The 19678-nt window shown below is 61.9% G+C and carries 16 protein-coding genes; 12 read left to right on the forward strand and 4 right to left on the reverse strand.

The window, feature by feature from the left end; all coding sequences use genetic code 11:
• Positions 1-232: 232 nt before the first annotated feature.
• The 9 genes from AC5RV3_RS08750 (at position 233) to AC5RV3_RS08790 (ending at position 11284) form a co-directional block, all read left to right on the forward strand.
• Positions 233-1054, forward strand: coding sequence for an acetoacetate decarboxylase family protein (locus AC5RV3_RS08750; protein ID WP_494121779.1), 822 nt, complete (start codon positions 233-235; stop codon positions 1052-1054).
• Between the two features lie 268 nt (positions 1055-1322).
• The gene (locus AC5RV3_RS08755) at positions 1323-1550 is read left to right on the forward strand and encodes an SDR family oxidoreductase (protein ID WP_494121780.1); all 228 of its coding nucleotides are present in this window, start codon (positions 1323-1325) and stop codon (positions 1548-1550) included.
• 282 nt (positions 1551-1832) lie between these two features.
• Positions 1833-3689, forward strand: coding sequence for a PEP-utilizing enzyme (locus tag AC5RV3_RS08760; protein ID WP_494121781.1), 1857 nt, complete (start codon positions 1833-1835; stop codon positions 3687-3689).
• Between the two features lie 4 nt (positions 3690-3693).
• Positions 3694-4803 carry a PEP/pyruvate-binding domain-containing protein gene (locus AC5RV3_RS08765; protein ID WP_494121782.1) on the forward strand — a complete coding sequence of 370 codons (1110 nt, stop codon included), beginning with the start codon at positions 3694-3696 and terminating at the stop codon, positions 4801-4803.
• A gap of 2 nt (positions 4804-4805) precedes the next feature.
• Positions 4806-5369: an acetyl-CoA carboxylase biotin carboxyl carrier protein gene (locus tag AC5RV3_RS08770; RefSeq protein ID WP_494121783.1), complete on the forward strand. Its 564-nt coding sequence runs from the start codon at positions 4806-4808 to the stop codon at positions 5367-5369.
• Positions 5366-6769, forward strand: coding sequence for an acetyl-CoA carboxylase biotin carboxylase subunit (locus AC5RV3_RS08775; protein WP_494121784.1), 1404 nt, complete (start codon positions 5366-5368; stop codon positions 6767-6769). The genes AC5RV3_RS08770 and AC5RV3_RS08775 overlap by 4 nt, the downstream gene beginning before the upstream one ends.
• Entirely contained in the window at positions 6766-8343 is a 1578-nt protein-coding gene (locus AC5RV3_RS08780; RefSeq protein WP_494121785.1) for a hydroxymethylglutaryl-CoA lyase-like TIM-barrel protein, read from the forward strand. The genes AC5RV3_RS08775 and AC5RV3_RS08780 overlap by 4 nt, the downstream gene beginning before the upstream one ends.
• Positions 8340-9290: an HAD-IIA family hydrolase gene (locus tag AC5RV3_RS08785; RefSeq protein WP_494121786.1), complete on the forward strand. Its 951-nt coding sequence runs from the start codon at positions 8340-8342 to the stop codon at positions 9288-9290. Before AC5RV3_RS08780 ends, AC5RV3_RS08785 begins: the two co-directional genes overlap by 4 nt.
• On the forward strand, positions 9287-11284 hold the full coding sequence (locus AC5RV3_RS08790) for an acetoacetate--CoA ligase (protein ID WP_494121787.1): 1998 nt from the start codon (positions 9287-9289) through the stop codon (positions 11282-11284). Before AC5RV3_RS08785 ends, AC5RV3_RS08790 begins: the two co-directional genes overlap by 4 nt.
• Before the next feature lie 632 nt (positions 11285-11916).
• Here the strand turns inward: AC5RV3_RS08790 and AC5RV3_RS08795 are convergent.
• Positions 11917-12591 carry an acyl-CoA-like ligand-binding transcription factor gene (locus AC5RV3_RS08795; RefSeq protein WP_494121788.1) on the reverse strand — a complete coding sequence of 225 codons (675 nt, stop codon included), beginning with the start codon at positions 12589-12591 and terminating at the stop codon, positions 11917-11919.
• A 163-nt stretch (positions 12592-12754) separates the two neighbouring features.
• Between AC5RV3_RS08795 and mftD the strand changes: the two genes are divergently transcribed.
• On the forward strand, positions 12755-13951 hold the full coding sequence (gene mftD / locus AC5RV3_RS08800) for a pre-mycofactocin synthase MftD (protein WP_494121789.1): 1197 nt from the start codon (positions 12755-12757) through the stop codon (positions 13949-13951).
• Positions 13952-14077: 126 nt separating this feature from the next.
• Here mftD and AC5RV3_RS08805 read toward each other — a convergent pair whose 3' ends face one another.
• Complete coding sequence (locus AC5RV3_RS08805) at positions 14078-15025, reverse strand: alcohol dehydrogenase catalytic domain-containing protein (RefSeq protein WP_494121790.1); 948 nt, start codon at positions 15023-15025, stop codon at positions 14078-14080.
• Between the two features lie 162 nt (positions 15026-15187).
• On the opposite strand from AC5RV3_RS08805, the gene AC5RV3_RS08810 reads away from it, so the two are divergent.
• Together AC5RV3_RS08810 and AC5RV3_RS08815 are read left to right on the forward strand one after the other, a co-directional pair.
• Entirely contained in the window at positions 15188-15334 is a 147-nt protein-coding gene (locus tag AC5RV3_RS08810) for a hypothetical protein (protein ID WP_494121791.1), read from the forward strand.
• A gap of 18 nt (positions 15335-15352) precedes the next feature.
• Positions 15353-15532 carry a hypothetical protein gene (locus tag AC5RV3_RS08815; protein WP_494121792.1) on the forward strand — a complete coding sequence of 60 codons (180 nt, stop codon included), beginning with the start codon at positions 15353-15355 and terminating at the stop codon, positions 15530-15532.
• A gap of 481 nt (positions 15533-16013) precedes the next feature.
• Here AC5RV3_RS08815 and AC5RV3_RS08820 read toward each other — a convergent pair whose 3' ends face one another.
• Together AC5RV3_RS08820 and AC5RV3_RS08825 are read right to left on the reverse strand one after the other, a co-directional pair.
• Positions 16014-17168, reverse strand: coding sequence for a CHAT domain-containing protein (locus AC5RV3_RS08820; RefSeq protein ID WP_494121793.1), 1155 nt, complete (start codon positions 17166-17168; stop codon positions 16014-16016).
• Positions 17169-17307: 139 nt separating this feature from the next.
• On the reverse strand, positions 17308-19110 hold the full coding sequence (locus AC5RV3_RS08825; RefSeq protein WP_494121794.1) for a hypothetical protein: 1803 nt from the start codon (positions 19108-19110) through the stop codon (positions 17308-17310).
• Positions 19111-19678 lie beyond the last annotated feature (568 nt).

Consider the following 19678-nt stretch of genomic DNA (forward strand, 5'->3'; position numbering starts at 1 on the left):
GTCCATAAGTCGCCCACAACTGCCGGAATTAGACATCTGTATCAGTTCGCTTTTGACCCTTAGCTGGGCCCGAGAAGTCTGGCAGGGATGGCGTGTCGAGCTCGCGCCATTCTGCTACTCATCTCTCAGTCGGATTAAACTGAGAAAATTGGACTGGAATACGATTGACGGGTGCATGGTGGCTCAGCTTGGCTGGTTCACATCAGGCCAATGTTTCCTAAAGGAGAGCGACATGAATAACGTCATCAATCGCCAGGTCCATGAGCTTCCGACCTGGGCGCCCCTATACCGCGAAGAGCTCACCCACGATTCGCGATTCAAGGGTTGTACGGGAATCGGCGTTCTGTGCCGGGCGGCTCCGGGAGTTCTGGAGTCGATCGTGCCGGCACCACTGGTGGTCACCAGCGATCTCTTCTACCTCAACTGGATGCACCTGGATCTGGTGGGAAAGCCGGAGTATGGCGCCACCGAGGATATCACGATGGTCGATGTCACGATTCCGGTCGAATTCAATGGAGTGGTCGGCCGTCATTGCGCGCTGGAGTACATCGACAGCGTCTGGGGCATGGAGATCGGGCGTGAGGTCTGGTCCTTCCCCAAGAAGACCGGCGCCTTCGTCTGGGAAGAGACGGGCACTTCCGTGCATCTCGAATGCCGTCAGGCCACGAAGTTCACGGTCGATGGCCGGGGTATGGACCGAGTGCTCATCGAGATGGATCTCGAGCTCCTGCCAGACGGCGTCGCCGGCGGGGACTGGAATGAGCAGTTTCCAGTGCCGGACGACGCCCCCTACCTGCAGGTGCGACGTGTGCCGGAGAGCGAAGGTGTCGCGCCCCGATCTGACGTTATTCGTGTCGGCGTGGGCGACTGGACTCCGCATGGAGAGCTCGCCGCTCAATCGGTCGGGCTGAAATTCACGAGCCAGATCAACGACCCCCTAGAACTCCTGACCCCTGTCGAAGTCATTGGCGCACGACTGGACCGCTACGATTTCCACTTCGCTCCGCCATCGGACCGCGGAAGCATCGTGGGATCGGTTCCCCTGGTCGGGTAAAACGCGATTCGGTGCCGGTGCGCACTCGTTCCGCCCACGTGGAATTGGTGCGCGAGGGCCCTGGTACTTCTTCCCGACCAGGGCCCAGGCACGGCCACGGCACTCACGACGTATTCCATCGACGTTTGCTCTCCGGAACAGGTCGCAACTCGCTGCCCCTAGCGGCCGGCCCTCACCGCCGCCGAGCGATCGATGGTCTAGGAACATCCGCGGGTCGTCGCTTCCCTGCAAACACCTGACCGGAGACCCTGTGACGGCCTCGGAGCCAATGAACGAGGCGGAGCTAGACGTCGCGGGATTAGTCGACAAGAGCTCGATGAAGCGAATAGCTGAACCTGAAGAAGTCTCAAACTGCGTGCTATTCCTCACGTCCGATGAGTCGTCATACGTGACCGGCGCTGACCCTGTGGTCGATGGTGGAGTACCTCGCGTGAAACGGGCACCTCTTACGTGCGGACCGCGCAAGCCACGGATATCGGTAGCAACGTGCTGTTGAGCACGGAGTAACACGCGCCAAGCTCGCAGATCGTATCCTGGCGAATTTCCTCCTCGACAGGGATTCCAAGGCTATGCAAGTGGGCCGAATTAAACCCCTACCCGCCGATGGAAGCCCGAGCCTATCCGTCGGCTAGGCGCCTCCTATCGGTGATATGGCTGCCGATTCCCATGATTAGAAAAGTCACGTCCGCTTCGACACCGCTGCTCGCCAAATGACCAGCGCTGTGACCACCCGATGAATATCGGCCGCAACCCTACCCATCCAGTTCAAGGAGTTACCATGACCCAGACGGACACGAGCCAGAATGCCCGCTCAGGTACCGGAAAGAGCTTCCCGGATCCCTACGAGATCAGCACACCGGCGGGTGCCGGGGGCTGGGAGGAGATGTACTCCTACCACAATCGCTTCCTGGAGACCCGCCGCGCAGAGGATTCACAGAAGACTTGGTTCCGGAACTCGTTACATTTCCCCGAGGTGTCGTATCCGTTCGACCAAGCAATCATTGATGGCTCGTTCACCGGGACCGGTGTGACCAACGCCCGAGTGTTCGCTCTGCCGCCGGCTTTGGGTCTCGATGTGAGGATCATCAACGGCTATACATACATGTCAGCCCTTCCGGCTCCCGACGAAGAGACGCAGGGCCGCCGCGCCGAGGAGTTCGCTCAGCGGGCGGGGTACTACTTTCAAAACTGGGACTCCCTATATAACGAGTGGGAGACCCGGGTGACCGAGGCCATCCGCACGGTGAACGAGATCAAGGTTCCGCCGCTGAGTGAATTTGAACCCATCGAGAAGATCCTCGAGGACCGCGGACCCACGCAGGGAAACCTCCTGTTGGCGAATTACCATCGCCTGCTGGAATCAGGCGACCAGATCTGGACCCTGCACTCCGAGTTCCTTAATCTCGGCTATGCCGCGTATCTTCAGTTCCTCACCCTGTGTAAGGAGCACTTCCCGGAGATCGACGATCAGACGATCTCCCGCATGGTGTCCGGCATCGACGTCCTGTTGTTCCGGCCCGACGACGAGTTGCGCAACCTCGCTCGACTGGCCGAGAAACTCGGGGTCTCCGACGCCATCAAGACATCTACGACAGAGGATGAGCTGCGGGCTGCCCTGGAACAGGATGAGACGGGTCGCACCTGGCTTGCTGCCTTGGACCAAGCCAAGGACCCGTGGTTCAACTTCTCCTACGGCTCCGGTATGTATCACTCCCATCGGAGCTGGATCGACGACCTAGCACTGCCCATTCGGGCCATCGGCGACTACATCGGTCAGCTGCGCAAGGGACAGGACCTTTCCCGTCCCTTGGACCGGATCCAAACCGAGCGCGATGAGATCGTAGCCCGTTACCGGGACCTTTTGGAGGGTGAGGACCATGCCGCCTTCGATGAGGCTCTTGGGCTGGCGCGCATGGTGTTCCCCTACGTGGAAAACCACAACTTCTACGTTGAGCACTGGTTCATGACCGGGTTCTGGAACAAGGTCCGCGAGTTCAGTGCGAAGTTCGTCGAATGGGGCTTCTGGGAGGACGTTGAGGACATCTTCTTCCTGCGCCGTGCCGAGGTAGAGGAGGCGATCGTCGACCTGCAGATGGCCTGGGGCGCCGGAGGGATTCCACAGGGCGGCTACCACTGGCCCGCGGTCATCCAACGTCGGCGTGAGATCTACAAGGCCCTTGATGCCTGGAGTCCGCCGCCGGCCTTGGGTCCCGTCCCCGGCGAGGTCAACGAGCCACTGACGATCATGCTCTGGGGCATCACTCCCGAAACCGTTGACCGGTGGCTGGCCGCTCAGGAAGGGGGCTCGTCCTCGACGGTTCTGGAGGGCTTTGCAGGCTCACCCGGTGTGGCGGAGGGACGCGCCCGTGTGGTTCATCGACCGGATGAGCTGGACACCGTGGAGGACGGCGAAATCCTCGTCGCCCCCGTCACGAGTCCAAGCTGGACGCCGGTCTTCGGCCGGATCCGGGGCGCAGTATCCGATATCGGGGGCATCATGTGCCACGCCGCCATCGTGTCGCGTGAATACGAGCTGCCCGCCGTCGTGGGGGTCGGCTTCGGCACGTCCAACATCAAGACCGGCCAGCTCATCCGCGTCGATGGCAATGCCGGCACCGTCACGATCCTGGAGTGAAATAATGCCAAGTTATGTCCGCCCATTTGCCGAGCTGGGAGCCGGAGACAGAAACACCGTCGGCGGCAAGTGCGCCAGCCTCGGTGAAATGATCAATGCCGGACTGCCGGTTCCGGACGGTTTCGCGGTGACTGTGGATGCCTTCGAGAATTTTCGCGATGCCTCTGGTCTGAGAACGGATTTGCAGTCCCTGGTCCAGGGCACGCAGGCGGCCGGGCCGCAGGAGCTCCAGAGGGCCCATGACCAGGCCGTGGCGATGATCATGCGCCGGCCGATGCCCGAAGAAATGGAACTGCAGATCACGGACGCCTATGACGAACTAATCCGTCAGACGGCTCAGCGCCGCGGCCTAGAGGGACCCGCGGCCGAAAAAATCCCTGTCGCCGTCCGGTCCTCTGCTACGGACGAGGACGGCGATGCCGCGTCCTTCGCCGGCCAACAGGAGACGTTCCTCTGGGTCAGCGGCGCAGAGGCAGTGCTGGAGAAAATACGGGAATGCTGGGCCAGCCTATACACGCCACAAGCCATCGCCTATCGATCCTCGATGGACGCGGCCGAGGGCGCATCCGCCTCCCGCATCTCCGTAGCCGTTCAGCTGATGGCCGATGCCGACGTGGCCGGCGTGACCTTCACCGTCAGCCCCAAGACTGGTGATCGTTCCGTCATCGCCATTAACGCAAGCTACGGGCTCGGCCAGGCGGTCGTATCCGGGGAGGTCACCCCAGACGAGTACTGGCTCTCAAAGATTGGCCCGAAGATCTCGGAAATCAGGATCGCCGACAAAGCCCACGAATACGTCCCTAACGCCGAAGCGACCGGCATTGAACTGCGCGACGTCGATGCCGAGCGCCGGGGCAGATCTTGTCTCTCCAACGATGAGCTGATCCAGCTCGCCGAGATCGCCATCTCGGTGGAGAAGCACTACGGGACGCCGCAGGACATCGAGTGGGCACTGGAACGGAACGCGGACGGCACGAGCAACATCATGCTGCTGCAATCCCGGCCGGAGACGAACTGGAAGAAGCGTAAAGAAGAGCAGTCTGCCCGCAAGAAGGTCCCAGGCGCGACGACCGGGTTGCTGGGCTTCGTCTCCGCAGCCTCGAAAGGATCCTGACCATGGCTGATACACCTAGCCCCAGCTGGAACGACCTTCTACAACTGGTCACGGAGCTCGACGGTTCGGACTTCGACAACGTCGCCATCGAGTACGGTGAAGTTTCCGTCCGGATGTCGCGCAGTGACCTGCTGACCGACATCAAAAGTCCGAACGGTGCCTCCCATCCGGCCCCAACCACGGATGTCGCCGCGTCCCAGACGCCCGTCCCTGCGTCCTCGGCCCTCCAGCCGGTCGCCCCGTTACCGGCTGGCCCCCAGCCGGAAACGGCAGCGGCTCTCGTGGCCGCCGTCACGGACGTCGAAACGGTTCAGCCTCAGGGCACTCCCGTGCCTTCCCCCATGATTGGGGTGTTCTACCGCAGCCCCTCGCCGGGGGCGCCGCCCTTCGTTTCCCAAGGCGATCGGGTCGAAGCCGACTCGACAATCGGCGTCATCGAAGTCATGAAGCTCATAAACCCGGTGCAGGCAGGCATCGCTGGCATCGTGTCCTCTTTCGCGGTAGACGACGCCCAAGCGGTGGAATTCGGAGAGGACCTGTTGTACGTCGTCCCGGAGACTTCATGAGAGAGCGAGAGAAGGTGCCGACCGTCCTCGTGGCCAACCGCGGAGAGATCGCCGTCCGCGTCATCGAAGCGGCCCACCGAATCGGAGCCCGTGCCGTGCTGGCCGTCAGCACTGCCGATCGGGACTCGGAGGGCGCACGGCTGGCCGATGAGATTGTGGTCATCGGCCCGTCCCAGGCCTCCCAGTCCTACCTGCGACCAGAGCTGGTGGCTCAGGCAGCGCTACAGTCTTGCGCCGACGTCGTCCATCCCGGTTACGGGTTTCTCAGCGAACAGCCCGAGCTGACCGAGATGCTGGAGACCGAGGGTATCGCCTTCGCCGGGCCCCGGGCTGAGACGCTCCGGGCCGTCGGAGACAAGTCAAGCGCCCGCAAGGTCGCTGTCAAGGCCGGTGTCCCCGTCGCTGCGGCCGAGCCGGTGCTGGATCCGCACGACGCCGACCACCTACGCGGACTCGGCAAGTCCGTGGGCTACCCGCTCCTGGTTAAGGCCGTCTACGGGGGCGGTGGCCGCGGTATCAGGCTGGCACCGGATGCTGAGACCCTCCTGCGCCTTGCCCCGCAGGCTGCTTCGGAGGCAAATGCGGCCTTCGGCAACGGCGCTCTCTACCTGGAGCGCTATTATGCGGCAGCCCGGCACGTCGAAGTGCAGGTTTTCGGCGACGGCGAGGGCGGCGTTCTGGTCTTCGGCGACCGGGATTGCTCCGTACAGCGCCGTCACCAGAAGCTTGTCGAGGAATGCCCGGCCCCCGGGCTCTCCGAGGAGCGCCGCCGATTGCTGCACGATTCGTCGCGGGCACTCGTGCGCGAGCTGCGGTACCGCGGCGCCGGAACGGTTGAGTTTATGGTGGACACCCAGTCCGACGACGTCATCTTCCTCGAGGTGAACGCCCGCATCCAAGTGGAGCACCCCGTCACAGAAGAGGCCTTCGGCGTCGATCTGGTGGCCGCGCAGCTGCGACTGGCTCTTGGCCTCGACCCGCAGTTGCCCGAAGTACCCCCCATCCCGCCTGCGACCGCGATCGAGGTCCGCGTCAACGCGGAGGACCCCAGCAAGGACTTCCGGCCGGCCCCGGGGCACATCGCGCGCGTCTCATGGCCCCGGGGTCCTGGGATCCGGGTCGACACACACCTTCGGGACGAGTATTCGTTCCCTCCGTTCTACGACAGCCTAATGGCCAAGCTCATCGTCCGGGCTCATGACCGTGCTGCCGCCCTTGACGCACTGGCATCCGCAGTCCGGCGCACCAGAATCGATGGCGTGGTCACCACGCTGCCCATGCACGATTACGTCCTTAACCATCCCGACTTTCAGTCCGGGAGTGTCTCCACCACTTGGTTCGGCCCGCTCTGGGAGGAACATTCCCGAGCCTCCGAAGAATCTCGAAAGGCGGACCGATGATCACCACCGACACAGCAACGACGAGGAAACCCGTCCGGTTCGTTGATACGTCCCTGCGGGACGGCAACCAGTCGCTCTGGGGTGCCACGGGACTGACGACCGGGATGGTCGAAGCCGTCGGGCCCGACCTTGCGCAGGTCGGGCTCGATGCGATCGACTTCACCAGCTCCACCAACCTCCTCATGGGCGCGAAGACCCATCGGGAGGACCCTTGGGAGCGGATTTCCCGCATGCACGCCGTCGCCGGCGACACCCCGCTATCGGCGATCACCACAGGCATGCGCTTCATGTCCTGGGAGCGGGCTTCGGAGACAGTGATGCGGCTGGCCCTCCGGCTGATGGCCCGGCACGGCCTGGGACGTCTGCAGATCGCCGACCCGATGAACGACGTCGCGGCCGTAAAGACGGTGGCCCGCTGGGCGAAGGAGGAGGGTATTGCCACTGTAGTGGCGGCCACCACCTTCACCGAGTCCCCGGTCCACACGGATGCGGCGTACGTCGATGCCGCATCCGAGTTCACAGCCGACTCGAACATCGACGCCGTCTACCTTAAGGACCCAGGTGGGCTGTTGACTTACGACCGAGTGGCTGACCTGGTGCCAGCGTTGCGCCGGGCCGTCACCGGTAAGCCGCTCGAATTGCACGGGCACTGCACGACCGGCGAGGCCCCCCAAAATTACATTCTGGCTGCCGCGCTCGGCGTGGACGCCCTGCACACCGGCATCGGCCCTCTGTCCAACGGCACTGCCCAGCCCGGCCTCCTGTCAGTCCTGGACAACCTCGAAGCTGCGGGAATCCCCCACGACATCGACAAGGACGCGGTGGGCCGCGTCGCCGCTTCAATCGAGCGGATTGCCGCCGCGCAGGGGCTGCCCGCCGGACAGGTTATGCCGTACGACCTAGCACCCCATGCGCACCAAATCCCAGGTGGCATGATGGGCACTCTGAAGCGTCAGCTCAAGGAGCTGAGGATGGAGGACGCCCTCCCCGCGGTCATCGCTGAGTCCGGTCGAGTGCGGGCCGAACTGGGATACCCCATAATGGTGACTCCGTTCAGCCAGTTCGTTGGCAGCCAGGCGCTAATGAATGTCCTCGCCGCCCAAGCCGGGCAGGAACGCTACAGCCGCATCCCGGACGAGGTCCTGCGCTTCGTCCTAGGTCACTTCGGGACCCCCGAGGGCGAAATCGATCCATCCGTGCTGGAACGAGTAGACTCCCTCCCCCGGACCAAGGATCTTCGCTTTGAGCCGGCCCACAGCGGGTCGCTCGAGGAGATCCGCGCCGAACAGAGCAAAAGGGCCAGCCGCGACCTTGAGGACGAGGAGTTGCTGCTCCGACTCGTCATGGCCCCGGACGTCCTCAAGTCCGTCCAAGCAGCTGGCTCGGCCCCGGCGTGGACGGGCGGCGCCGGTCTCGACCCGGTCGAGACCCTCGGCGACTTCATCCGGTCTGTCAATACCCTGCCCCATTGGAAGTCGGTGCATGTGCGCCGCAGCGGGCAGGAGGTCCAGCTGCAACGGCGGGCCGACACCCGAAACCCTCAGGCCAACGCTATGAAGGAGAAGACAGCATGACTGCGCCCCTCGACAGGACGTACAGTGCATCGGTCGTCACAGCCTTCGGGCCGTCACAAGCGGGTGTAGACCAAGCCGCTAGGATCGCCAAGGTGCGCAGTGTCATGTTCGACATCGACGGCTGCCTGCTCCTGTCCGACCAGCCCAGTGGATATGGCGGCACCGTCCTGCCCGGGGCCGCGCACGTGCTGGATACCGTGCGCTCCAGCGGCCGAAACTTCGTGTGCTTCACCAACGGCTCCTTTCAGACCCCCTCGGGCATCGCCAAGACCCTGCGCGGGCTCGGGCTCGACGTAGCCGATGATCAGGTTATGACGCCAGCCGTCGTAGCGGCCGAGACCATGGCTCAACGCTACCCGGGCAGGCGGGTGCTCGTCTTCGGTGGCCCGGGCGCGATCGAGCCATTCACTGCCCGCAGAGTGGAGCTGGTTGACGTGGATGAGGCGGTCGCCGGCCGTGCCGAGGATGTCGCGGCTGTCGTCATCGGCTGGGACACCGAGTTCGGCAGGTCGAAGGTAGTTGCCGCCTCCGAAGCCATTCTCGCCGGCGCCGAGCTGTACACCACATCCGCGGCGCCAACCTTCGCCTCGCATCACCGACTGAATGTCGGTGTGTCCGGCTTCATCGCAGCGGGCCTAGCCCACGTAACCGGCAAGCCCTACCGCGTACTCGGCAAACCTTCAGCTGAAGCCTTCGGTGCCATTTGTGCCCGAACGGGGGCATCGGCCGAAGAAGTCCTAATCGTCGGCGATGACCTGCAGCTGGAAACCTCCATGGCGCGCCGGCATGGAGCAGTAGCAGTCCTGGTAACCACCGGAACGCACTCCCGGCAAGATGCCGAAGAAGCCAGCGACGACCGCCGACCGGACCTGATCTTGGACTCACTCGACGAGCTGGCAGTCATGCTGCAAAGGCAAACGTCTTCGAACCGAACGGAGGCCTCATGAACACGACGTATACAGCGCAACCGCAGGTGTCCTGGCGACCTTCAGAGCAGCAGGTTGCGGATGCTCGCCTGACTGACTTTATGCGGTGGGTCAACGAACACCACGGATTCACCTTTAAGGATTACAAGGACGTCTGGTCTTGGTCCGTCACGGAACTGTCCGATTTTTGGGACGCTGTGCGGGAGTACTTCGGCATCATCGGTACCGGCTTCGACGGGCCGGCCTTGGTCGAGGAGGTCATGCCGGGCGCCGTCTGGTATCCACAGGCTGAGCTGAACTTCGCCGAAAACGTGCTGCGACATGCCCAGGACCCCGAGCTGACCGGTGCCCCTGCCATAATCGACGTCGATGAGGCAGACTCACGCATTGAGATCACCTGGGGCCAGCTCGCCTGCCGCGTCGGGGCTCTCGCCCAACAGTTCCGCGATCTCGGTGTTCAGCCTGGCGACCGGGTCGCGGCCGTGCTGCCGAATATTCCCGAGGCCATCATCGGGTTGCTCGCCTCGGCCTCGATCGGCGCCGTGTGGACGATCAGCTCGCCGGATCTGTCTGCGCAGGCAACTCTTGATCGCTTGGGACAGCTGGAACCGACCGTTCTCATCGCCACGGACGGCTATCGGTTCAACGGCCGGGACTTCGACCGGACAGAGCATCTGACTGAAGTCAGAGCGGGCCTGCCCACCGTGAGACACACCGTGTTGGTGAAGAAGCTGAACGCGGCTCTGTCCGGTCACGAGTTCGGGTTCGATCTTCTGGATTTCGCCGAGCTGACGAAGGTCCCGCTCGAGCCCACCTTCCACCGCGTGCCCTTCGCCCATCCCCTATGGATTCTATTCTCCTCAGGAACCACTGGAGCACCCAAGGGAATCGTGCACGGTCACGGCGGCATCACACTCGAGGCGTCCAAGGGATGCGGCCTGAATCAGGACATGGGCCCGGGCGATCTGTACTACGTCGCCGCTAACACCTCCTGGATGGTGTGGAACACGCTCGTCAACAACCTCATGGTCGGTGCATCGGTAGTCACCTATGCAGGCTCTCCGACATACGGCAGAAAGGACCGGCAATTCCAGATCGTGGCCCAGGCCGGGGTCACCATGTTCGCCACCGGCGCCGCCTATCTGAGCCTTGCCCAAAAGGCCGGGGTACATCCGGGGCAGGACTGGGACCTGTCGCGGCTCCGAGCTATCCTCTCCACGGGTTCACCCCTTCCGGATTCGACTTGGCAATGGGTTCACGACGAGGTGAAGGCCGACGTGCATCTGGGGTCAGACACGGGTGGCACGGATATTTGCTCGGGCTTCATCGGGTCCAATCCACTGGAACCCGTCCGTCGTGGCTACCTTCAGGGGCCCCTACTCGGAGTTGCCGTTCAGGCCTGGAATGAGGACGGTAAGCAGGTGATCGACGAAGTGGGCGAGCTCATCGTCACCCGCCCCATGCCCTCTATGCCGGTGGCATTCTGGGGTGACACCGACGGATCCCGCTACCGAAGCTCCTACTTCGAGAAGTACCCAGGAGCCTGGGCCCAGGGAGACTGGATTACAGAGTCCTCCTTGGGCGGCTTCGTGGTGCACGGCCGGTCCGATGCCACCCTCAATCGACAGGGTGTGCGTCTGGGCAGCGCCGACATCTATGCCGCCGTCCAACACGTTCCGGAAATCTCAGATTCGCTCATTATCGGCGTCGAAGAACCCGACGGCGGTTACTACATGCCACTTTTCGTCGTCCTGAAGGACGGACTCGCCCTGACGGAAGAATTGACACATCGCATTGCTGCAGCCATCAAGTCCCGTACCAGCACGCGCCACGTCCCAGATGCCATCATCCAAACCCCTGCGATCCCTCTGACCCACGCGGGCAAGAAGATCGAGGTGCCGATTAAGCGATTGTTCCTGGGCCACCGCCCGGAGGATGTGATCAACCCCAACTCGCTGGCCGATCCCGGGGCCCTCAACTGGTTCATTCAGCAAGCTCAGCAACGGCGGTCATGATGGATCTCCGTCCAGCAGAACGGCTCGCCATCGGTTCTCCAACCTCGCCGGGCACGGACAGACCGTAGCGTGACGGAACGGGCTGGCCGCTCTCGGCGCTCTAGAAGGCCTGTTTAGCGTTGACCAGACTGGCCAGCAGAACAGGAGCGGCCGGGCCTACGCGAAGCCCTCGCCGCAGTACGGTGAAACGAGCCCCGACCCTGACAGCTCTTGCGACACAACCGTCACCAGATGTTAGAGCGCAAACCTGCATTCGACCACGTTCCGTAACCGAATAACCTCTTGGAGCGCGGCCTTCGGCAAGTCTTCAGGTGGCTAATGTCCTGCCCGCTCCCCACGGAGTTCGTCAAACTTTGAACGGGCATCTGGCAGTGCTTCGATCAGACTGGCCAGCACTTGGCTCGACGCCTCCTGGACATCATCAGGATCCGTGTCGCATCGATCTCGGTAGAGGTCTAGCCGGGGCGTTACGTCCGCTCCTCCGTCGTAATGCAAAGTCTCTGCTCTACCTTGCACGTGCCTATGTTCGCCGAATGGGCAGCTCTTGGAGCGGGGCCATAGGAGATTTTCTATCTGCCTAAACCTTCAGTTTGAACGCGCTGGGGAGCTCTCGAGGATTTCCCCGCTGGGCATCACATAACTTCAGGGGGGTTCTGACACTGGGAGCTCTCGGCTCGCTCTTCGCCAATTAGAGGACTGAGTGCTTCACATACAGGGTCAAGAGCCTCTCCCATACGTGCGACTACGTCCCCTTTTAACTCTTCATCTCGACCCCATGACCGCAAGGCCGCCAAGAAAGCCCCTTGGATAGCGCCGCCGATGCTCGCGGGAATGACACTATCTGGATGGGTACCTGTGCGCTCTCCGACGAATCCGGCAACGGTTCGCCCCCAGTCGAACCATCGAATCGACACGCTAGGGCCAAGGGACCGGGTTTGCTCAAGTACCTTGAAACGCTTCCGCCACAGTTGCCGTTCATCTGCAGCTTCCTCTAACGCTTGGAGGACTGCAGCCTCTACCGCAGCGAGGACCGGGAGGTTCTCGGATTGGCAGCGCAGGAGTTCGGCTAGACGTGCGAGGTGGTCGTCGAAGCCAACCCACAGGATGTCGGCCTTCGAGGGGAAGTAGCGAAAGAGAGTGGTACGACCCACGCCGCAGACCGAAGCGACTTCGGCCATTGAAGTCTGATCGAATCCCTTCTCGAGGAAGAGCCGGATAGCGCATTCCTCAATCTCCGCTGCTGATGAGGCATACGGTCGCCCGCCACGCCCATTTCCGCCTTGTCGCGCCAAGTCCACTTCTCCCACTCATCAGTAATGCACCCCTTTTGGTACTGAGTACCATTAAGGTAGTGTCGGACGTCACGTACACCTTACAAACGTTCCATACAGCATGGCATGGTGCGAGCCGGGCAGTGACAGCCGCCCCTTCGCTCGCATCGCGGCCAAACCTAAGAATCGGGGAGACATTATGGCAAGGAAGCCAATCGAGACGGTAGAAGACGCGAGACAGCGAGCCAAAAAACGGTTGCCACGCGCAGTATTCTCTGCACTACTCGCCGGCAACGAGCGCGGTGCCACTTTGGACCAAAACCTCCAAGCCTTCGACAGCATCGGCGTGATCCCGCGTGTAGGTATTGAGGTTAAGAGTCGGGACTACAGCACCAATTTCATGGGCATCGATATGTCGCTCCCGCTGATCATGAGTCCTGCGGGGGCGCAGGCGATGCACGTCGACGGGGAGGTCCCCGTGGCCAAGGCCACCAGAAAGGCCGGCCTCACCCTCGGGCACAGTAACTTCGCCTCGAGCCGATTCGAAGATGTCATCGCCGAGAACCCGAACGCGATCTATCAGCTGTACTGGACCGGCACACGTGATGACATTGCCGTGCGGATCGGACGGGCGAAGGCATCGGGCGCGAAGGCCCTGATACTGACGATGGACGCTCTTCCCATTCAGGCCCGTGACTGGGGATCCCCGGCCATGCCAGGGGACCTCAACCTGCCGGAGATGATCAGATTCGCGCCGGTGGCACTCTCCCGACCCAGGTGGCTTGGCAGCTACCTGCAGCGTGGCCAAATCCCCGATCTTACCGTGCCGAACTTCGGCGACGGGATCGGGAAGGCTCCCACGATGATGGAAGCATTTATGCAATGGCTTGATACTCCGCTCCCGAGCTGGGCAGATGTCGCGTGGGTGAAGGAGGCTTGGGGCGGACCGTTTATGATCAAGGGAATCTGGCACCCGGACGACGCTCTCCGCGCGATTGACGCCGGTGCGACCGCGATCGGGGTATCCAATCACGGCGGGAACAACCTCGACACGACCCCGTCGGCGCTGCGCGCACTTCCCGCGATTGTCTCGGCGGTCAACGGGCAGGCGCAAGTGTCTTACGACGGTGGAGTCCGACGGGGTGGTGACATTGTCAAGGCGCTGGCGCTCGGCGCGGACGTGGTCCTCGCTGGACGAGCGTGGTTGTTTGGGCTGTCCGCAGACGGAGAGCGGGGGGTCACGGAAGTGATCACCGCCTTACGGGCCAGCATGGAAAAGTTCATGCTTGGGTTGGGGCACGATAGCATCGACCAAATCAGCAAGGATGACTTGGTGATCCCCGATGGATTCATCCTGGAGAAGTCTGCATTCGAGCGAGTCGCAACTCTCGTTTAAAGTGCGTCTACTAGTGTGAACGCGTCAAAGTGATGCGCTGACGCCGTGTTTGCTGCGTCCCCAGTCGCCGCTTGGGGGTCCCGTCGCGGGTGCGGACGGGACCCCACAACTCAGCGGCTCAGCTTGTCATTGCTGGTCGTAGCGTGCCACCAGGCGGCCTGAGACACCACCCTTGGCCAAACGATCCAGACCATCAGGGATGTCGTTAAAGCCGACATTCGCAGTGACGATCTCCAACTGCCCGGAGTCGATCATCTCCAGCACAGCCTTCAAATGCTCGGGGTCTCCGACGGGAGTGGAGCCCTGCAGTGTGATGGCTCTAGTAATGAAACCAAAGGACTCGAACTCGAAGGTGGTCTTCCCCAGGCCCACCAGGACGACCTTGCCGCCGTCCTTGACCGCATCAAAGGCCCCGACGGTGGTGGCGCCGAAACCGGCGAAATCGACCACGACATCCAGGTCTTCGCCCTTCAGTTCACTGATGTCCTTGACCACGCGGGATACACCGCGGTCCTTGGCGGCCTGCCAAACCTCCTCACGCGGCTCGATGCCGATCACTTCGGCACCCTTGACGACGGCGATACGGGCGCCGGTCAGCCCCAGGCCGCCCAGCCCGAGGATGCCAACACGCATCCCCTTCTCCACCCCGCCGTGGACAACCACGCCGCTGTAGGAGGTGACCCCGGCATCGGTTGCTGCGGCCGCCTGGGACCACTCCACGTTGGCGGGCTTGTGCACGAGGCTGTCGACCTTGCCGATGACGTATTCACCGAAGCCGCCGTCGCGGGTGACTCCGGGTGCATCAGTGGCAACCACTCCCTGGGCGACTTCGTCGCCCACCTTGAACCCGGTGACGCCTTCGCCGACTTGCTCGACGACGCCGGCCACTTCATGTCCCAGCACGATGGGCAGATCGACGATGATGGGGATTTCGCCTTGCACGTATCCCACATCACTGTGGCAGATGCCGGCGGCAGTGACCTTGATCAGAACCTCACCTGAACCCGGTGAGGGCTTGTCCAAGTCCTGAAGCTTCAGATCCTGATTGATCCCTTCCATAACCCATGCCTGCATGGTTCCTCCTTCAGCATGTCTACGCACACTGTTTATATGCGTATGCATAAACTTTATGCTTTTCCATGTATTCGGCAAATTCGACACCTGCTCCTGAAGTCGCCGCACAGCACTCCGCCCTGCGGATCGCTGAACACTTCCCGGGAAGTCGCTGAGAAGATCGTGGACCCCAAGATCGAACTCGGCGTTGACCGTTTTCTCGGCCAGGTTGACCTGGGCGGCATGCCCACCGAAATGGTCCGCGATTCCATCGCCCGCTTCGGCGACGTCATCGCCCCCGCCATCCGCCACGTCCACGCCACCACCTGAACCCCTCGGAGAACGCGCATGAACGTCACCGTCTCCGGCGCCATCGACTTCCTCACCGTCAACGAACTCACCGCCAACGGGCACACCGTCACCGCCTACGCCCGCAACGCCGCCAAGATTCCCGCCTCCGGCCTTCATCAGCAAGAGCAACGGCCCGGGCGGTTAACTGCAGCCCTGTTCGAAGCCGGGGAAGGATAGGCCCCGGCTCAATGATGACTCGTTTAACCGCCTCGCTCTGGCAAACTGATTTCGGTGTCCACTCCAAGCAGCGCCCCGGCGTTCCCCTAAACTGCCGGTGCGGCGCCGAAGGCACCTAGCGAGGGGACAGCCCCGCAATCCCCCAACCGCGGGGCTGTCCCTTCTCCTTTCTTCAACGGAACGGAACCAGGCAATGCTTGCCCTGACTGCACCTCGTTCTTGCTGCCGCAGATGAGGATCCCGACGGTTTCGTGTGGAACTCGCGCTTGAGCAGGTCATCGACTACGGCGACGTAGTACTTCAGTTTCCCAGCGTACTCGGGTTGAAACCGGCCGGTCTTCAGCTCGAATACGTAGTACCGCAGCTGTTCGACGTGAGTCCTTCGATGCGGGTGGCCGGCAGTTCTTCGAACCATTTTGCGGCAGTGTCCGGGTCGGTAGTCAGCTCCAGCCTCGGGCGCCGATCACCCGGGAGTTCCCCACTAAGAAGGGGGCTGCACCAAAACAAGCGAGCCAAGGTCGATGTCCTCTCTGGCCCTCACCTCAGGCAGGTCTGCACCGTCAAGTGCTGACACTTCCATCGCGACCCTTGCCTGCTCCAACGCAGCGCAGACCGACTGCGCAGACGCAACGCCAGAGTAGAAGCGCGCAGCGAAGACGACGGCGCTGGTGTCATTGATCGAGTCCGACATCGCGATGACCGTGGGAACCGTCTGCAGCAAATCTTCAGCCCCCGCGAGACTCTCGCAGGCATTGAGCACAACCAAACGTGGAGGTTCGTCGGTCGCACCAAGGAGCCTAGCCAGCATCATGAAGTCAAGGCCATCTCCTTCTTGCGTCCCGGCGTCGTTCTCCATGAGCAGCCCGAGAGAGTTGGCATGTCCAGAGAAGTGGACCACGTGAGGGCGGTGCTCGTTCAGGCCTTCGAGTAGGTCCATCGTGGTAGCCGCAGGAAGGTGCTCGACCACGACCAGGTCCCGGTACTTCGACTTCTTAAGCAGCTCCTTGACTTGCCGGACCTCGTAGTCCACGCGAAGCCAGACGCCCTCTCGCACCTCCGTGCCGTCCGGGCGCCGTGTGACGGTCTCCACCGCTTCCGGGTTCGCTGTCACATACAAGACTCGCAACTGTTCCGGCTTGGGCGGGTAAACCTGCACGTATCGGACCTCTGCGACCTTGCCTGAAGCCTGGGCCACCTGGCGAGCATGTTGCAATTCGGTGCGACGCCGCTTGTCGTCTTCTCGGTTTTGCGCGGCCCGCTCAGATTTCTCTGCTGCAGCGAGCGAGCTCTCCTTAGTCCTAATGGCCTTCTCGTTGTCCGCAATCCGCTTCTCGACGTCGGCGGCCCTCTTCAGAGCATCTGCGGCCTTCTTCTCCTCGCGCTGCACCGCCGAGGTCGCCGTCCTGCGCGTGGAGTCGGACTTGGTGCGAGCCGCCTGGGTTCGCTTCTTGCTGGCCTCGACATTGGCCTTGGCTATCACGTCACGGTGTTTGGCCAGGTCCTTTGACAGGCCTGCCCCCTTGGTTTTCAACCGCCCGATCTCGGACTTGAGCGAGTCGCTCCTGGCCATCTCGTCCCCCTCGGCTTCAATGCGCTTCGACGCGAGCCTACGCTTCCATCCTCTAATAAAGTCCAAATCGCGCCAGACTAGATACTAGGCGGCGAATCGAAGATAACCACGTTTCGACGCCGACTATTTTTTTGGGAGCGAAAGCTCTCTGACGCTTAGCTTCTGACTTGACGCTAGCGTCGAAAACGTCATGAATGCACACTAACTAGCGACTTTGTCGCAATTCGGCCAATGCTCTCTCACATGACTCAACCACGTTTCGTTGGTCCGCTTCGCGTCCAAAGTCACGAAGGGCGCGAACATCTTTTACCCAAGCGCGAAGGTCAGCTCCCTCGTCTCGACGAGTAACCGCCTGCACTACCCGATTCCAGTCCTCCTCGCGCCATGGAGAAGCGCCGTCTAACCGACTTACCGCGACGATGGCACTCAGGTGGAGTGCTGCGTGCTCCGCAGGCAACTCGCCTAATCCATCTGCATATTCCCGGACGCGCTTGAAAGAAGTGGTGAAGGTACGCCTTCCGAGATCATTACAGAGGCTGATCTCTGCACGTTCCACCGAAGCTGGGAACATCGCACTGAGCGCGGCCGACAGCGTCATCCAATCCGGCTCCGGTCCACTCGCTTGCATCGTCAGCGCGTCACCGTCTACTTGAACCGAGTCGCAGGTGAGGTTGAAGGCACCGAGGAACAGCGCCACGGCAGCATGGCGGTCTCGGGGAGCCAGGTACACGTCACATGACAGGTCTGCCCCGAGGCGAGTCATGGCAAGAGTTACCCCGATGAATGTCGCCATCGTCGTTTCAAGGTATGCAAGGACCTTGTCGATAAACTCATCGATCGAGAACTCTTCGTCTCCGACTCGGATCCCGTCCTCCGTCAGATCCAACCCTGCGTGTCCGCCGGCGTTCCTCAGGGCGGGAGTGAGATTCTCGTTAAGCAACAGACCGGGGTACGCTGTCGCGGCCTTCTTTGTGGCGTGGCCACCGCTCTTTCCCGCTAGATGATCGTACTCATCCATGGAACTTGCCAGCATGGTCGCGAGGGCGTGCCTCAGGACGCCATCTCGCCAGGTTGCCACAGCAACCACCGCGCTCTGTGCCGCCTCGAGGTCGCTGCTGCCGTGCGAAGAAATCGCAAGGTGCATCGAGATGGCTCCGCTAACGAGGTAGGCCGCTGCGCGTGCATGGACACGTCGCCAATCCTCCGACTTAGCGAGGGTACGACCCACCATCGTCGTTGCACCAGCGGCGACGCCGACGATCTCGGTGAATGCCTCGAGATCGAACAAGTTCTGCGCCACGAGCTGGATGGTTCGCGATTGGAGACCCATGCCTTGAATGGAGGCATCCCAACCGACCCCTGATGAAAGCACGGCGTCAAGCTCGGTTATGGACGATTCCATACCGATGCGCACGCGAGCCTCCCGGCCGATGCGGTTCAAACCCTCCAGTGGGGATCCACTTGCAAATGTCTCTTCCGCCGCATCCAGCTCAGTGATCTCGTCGAGGACTATCTCAGCCTCACCGATGAGCTGGTTACCTCGGCGCTCGAGTTTCTGAGCCGCATGCATGTCCCGCGCACGGAGCGCATCAACAAAGGTGTCCATTCCTTCTGCGAACATCCGAAGTGCCCGACCGATCACCTTGCCACGGTTCCGTTGAGGTCGCGGCAGCAGGATGCTCCAACCTGCGACCAGCTGGTCCATATCACCAAAGGCGGCCACCAACGCGTCGGCCTTCCGTCCGGACCTCGACGCGTCAGAAAGCGCTCGAAGCACCCGATCCAGTGACCTGTTGAAGTCCTCGGCTAAAGAGTCCGCATCGGGCTTGACAGTATGGTCAGGCGCTTTACGTTCAGACCGGAACTCTGCAACGAGGCGTTCGCGACGCTGGAGGTCGTATTGGATCTCATGTGCCTTTGGACACTCCCCGCAATCGGCACAGGTCCGCGCGAGAAGTCGCTCTCCACCGCATCCTCCGCACGTGATCGTGCTGAATTTCAGACGCATTTCCTTGTCCCGCCGCCGCTGACCCAAGCTTCACCTCCCGATACATAACGCCCGCCTGTACCTTCAAGTACACCATCGGCAGGGAGCAGCGCTTTGATGGGTTATCCATCGTGCTCACCGGCGTCCGGACAAACCCTCAGAAATCGGAAGACAAACGCCAAACGCCAAAACGAATGTCAAGTCACTCCCACGCGAGAAAAATCGTGAAAACGGGCGTTGATACCGGGCGTCCGTTCGTTAGTGCGCTGGGCGCAGTACTGTTTGAACGTGTCCATAAACGCGAACGACCGCGAATACGAAATGTTTGAACCGAGCTTTCCTCCTGGTCGCGATCCAAAGTTCATCGGGTGGTAGTCATTCACAGAATTGGGGGACGCCGGACACGTGTAGTTGTAGGCAATGACGCCCGCGCATGCTTTGCTTAATTCCCGGTTGCCTCGCGTTCCGCTTGATGGTCCAAGGCACCGGCTGGCGATGACCACTTCTTCCTTCGCCGGCTGTTCGGAACGTTCCGCCAGCGGTGACTCGAGACCGCTACGATCGCGGCAGCACACGCCAGAGGTTAGAG

This window comes from Arthrobacter sp. Y3221114 (assembly GCF_059092625.1).

Excerpts from the sequence above, each read along its gene's own strand:
- AC5RV3_RS08750 (WP_494121779.1), top strand. The coding sequence starts at position 233 with ATGAATAACGTCATCAATCGCCAGGTCCATGAGCTTCCGACCTGGGCG.
- AC5RV3_RS08755 (WP_494121780.1), top strand. The coding sequence starts at position 1,323 with ATGAACGAGGCGGAGCTAGACGTCGCGGGATTAGTCGACAAGAGCTCG.
- AC5RV3_RS08760 (WP_494121781.1), top strand. The coding sequence starts at position 1,833 with ATGACCCAGACGGACACGAGCCAGAATGCCCGCTCAGGTACCGGAAAG.
- AC5RV3_RS08765 (WP_494121782.1), top strand. The coding sequence starts at position 3,694 with ATGCCAAGTTATGTCCGCCCATTTGCCGAGCTGGGAGCCGGAGACAGA.
- AC5RV3_RS08770 (WP_494121783.1), top strand. The coding sequence starts at position 4,806 with ATGGCTGATACACCTAGCCCCAGCTGGAACGACCTTCTACAACTGGTC.
- AC5RV3_RS08775 (WP_494121784.1), top strand. The coding sequence starts at position 5,366 with ATGAGAGAGCGAGAGAAGGTGCCGACCGTCCTCGTGGCCAACCGCGGA.
- AC5RV3_RS08780 (WP_494121785.1), top strand. The coding sequence starts at position 6,766 with ATGATCACCACCGACACAGCAACGACGAGGAAACCCGTCCGGTTCGTT.
- AC5RV3_RS08785 (WP_494121786.1), top strand. The coding sequence starts at position 8,340 with ATGACTGCGCCCCTCGACAGGACGTACAGTGCATCGGTCGTCACAGCC.
- AC5RV3_RS08790 (WP_494121787.1), top strand. The coding sequence starts at position 9,287 with ATGAACACGACGTATACAGCGCAACCGCAGGTGTCCTGGCGACCTTCA.
- mftD (WP_494121789.1), top strand. The coding sequence starts at position 12,755 with ATGGCAAGGAAGCCAATCGAGACGGTAGAAGACGCGAGACAGCGAGCC.
- AC5RV3_RS08805 (WP_494121790.1), bottom strand. The coding sequence starts at position 15,025 with ATGCAGGCATGGGTTATGGAAGGGATCAATCAGGATCTGAAGCTTCAG.
- AC5RV3_RS08815 (WP_494121792.1), top strand. The coding sequence starts at position 15,353 with ATGAACGTCACCGTCTCCGGCGCCATCGACTTCCTCACCGTCAACGAA.
- AC5RV3_RS08825 (WP_494121794.1), bottom strand. The coding sequence starts at position 19,110 with ATGCGTCTGAAATTCAGCACGATCACGTGCGGAGGATGCGGTGGAGAG.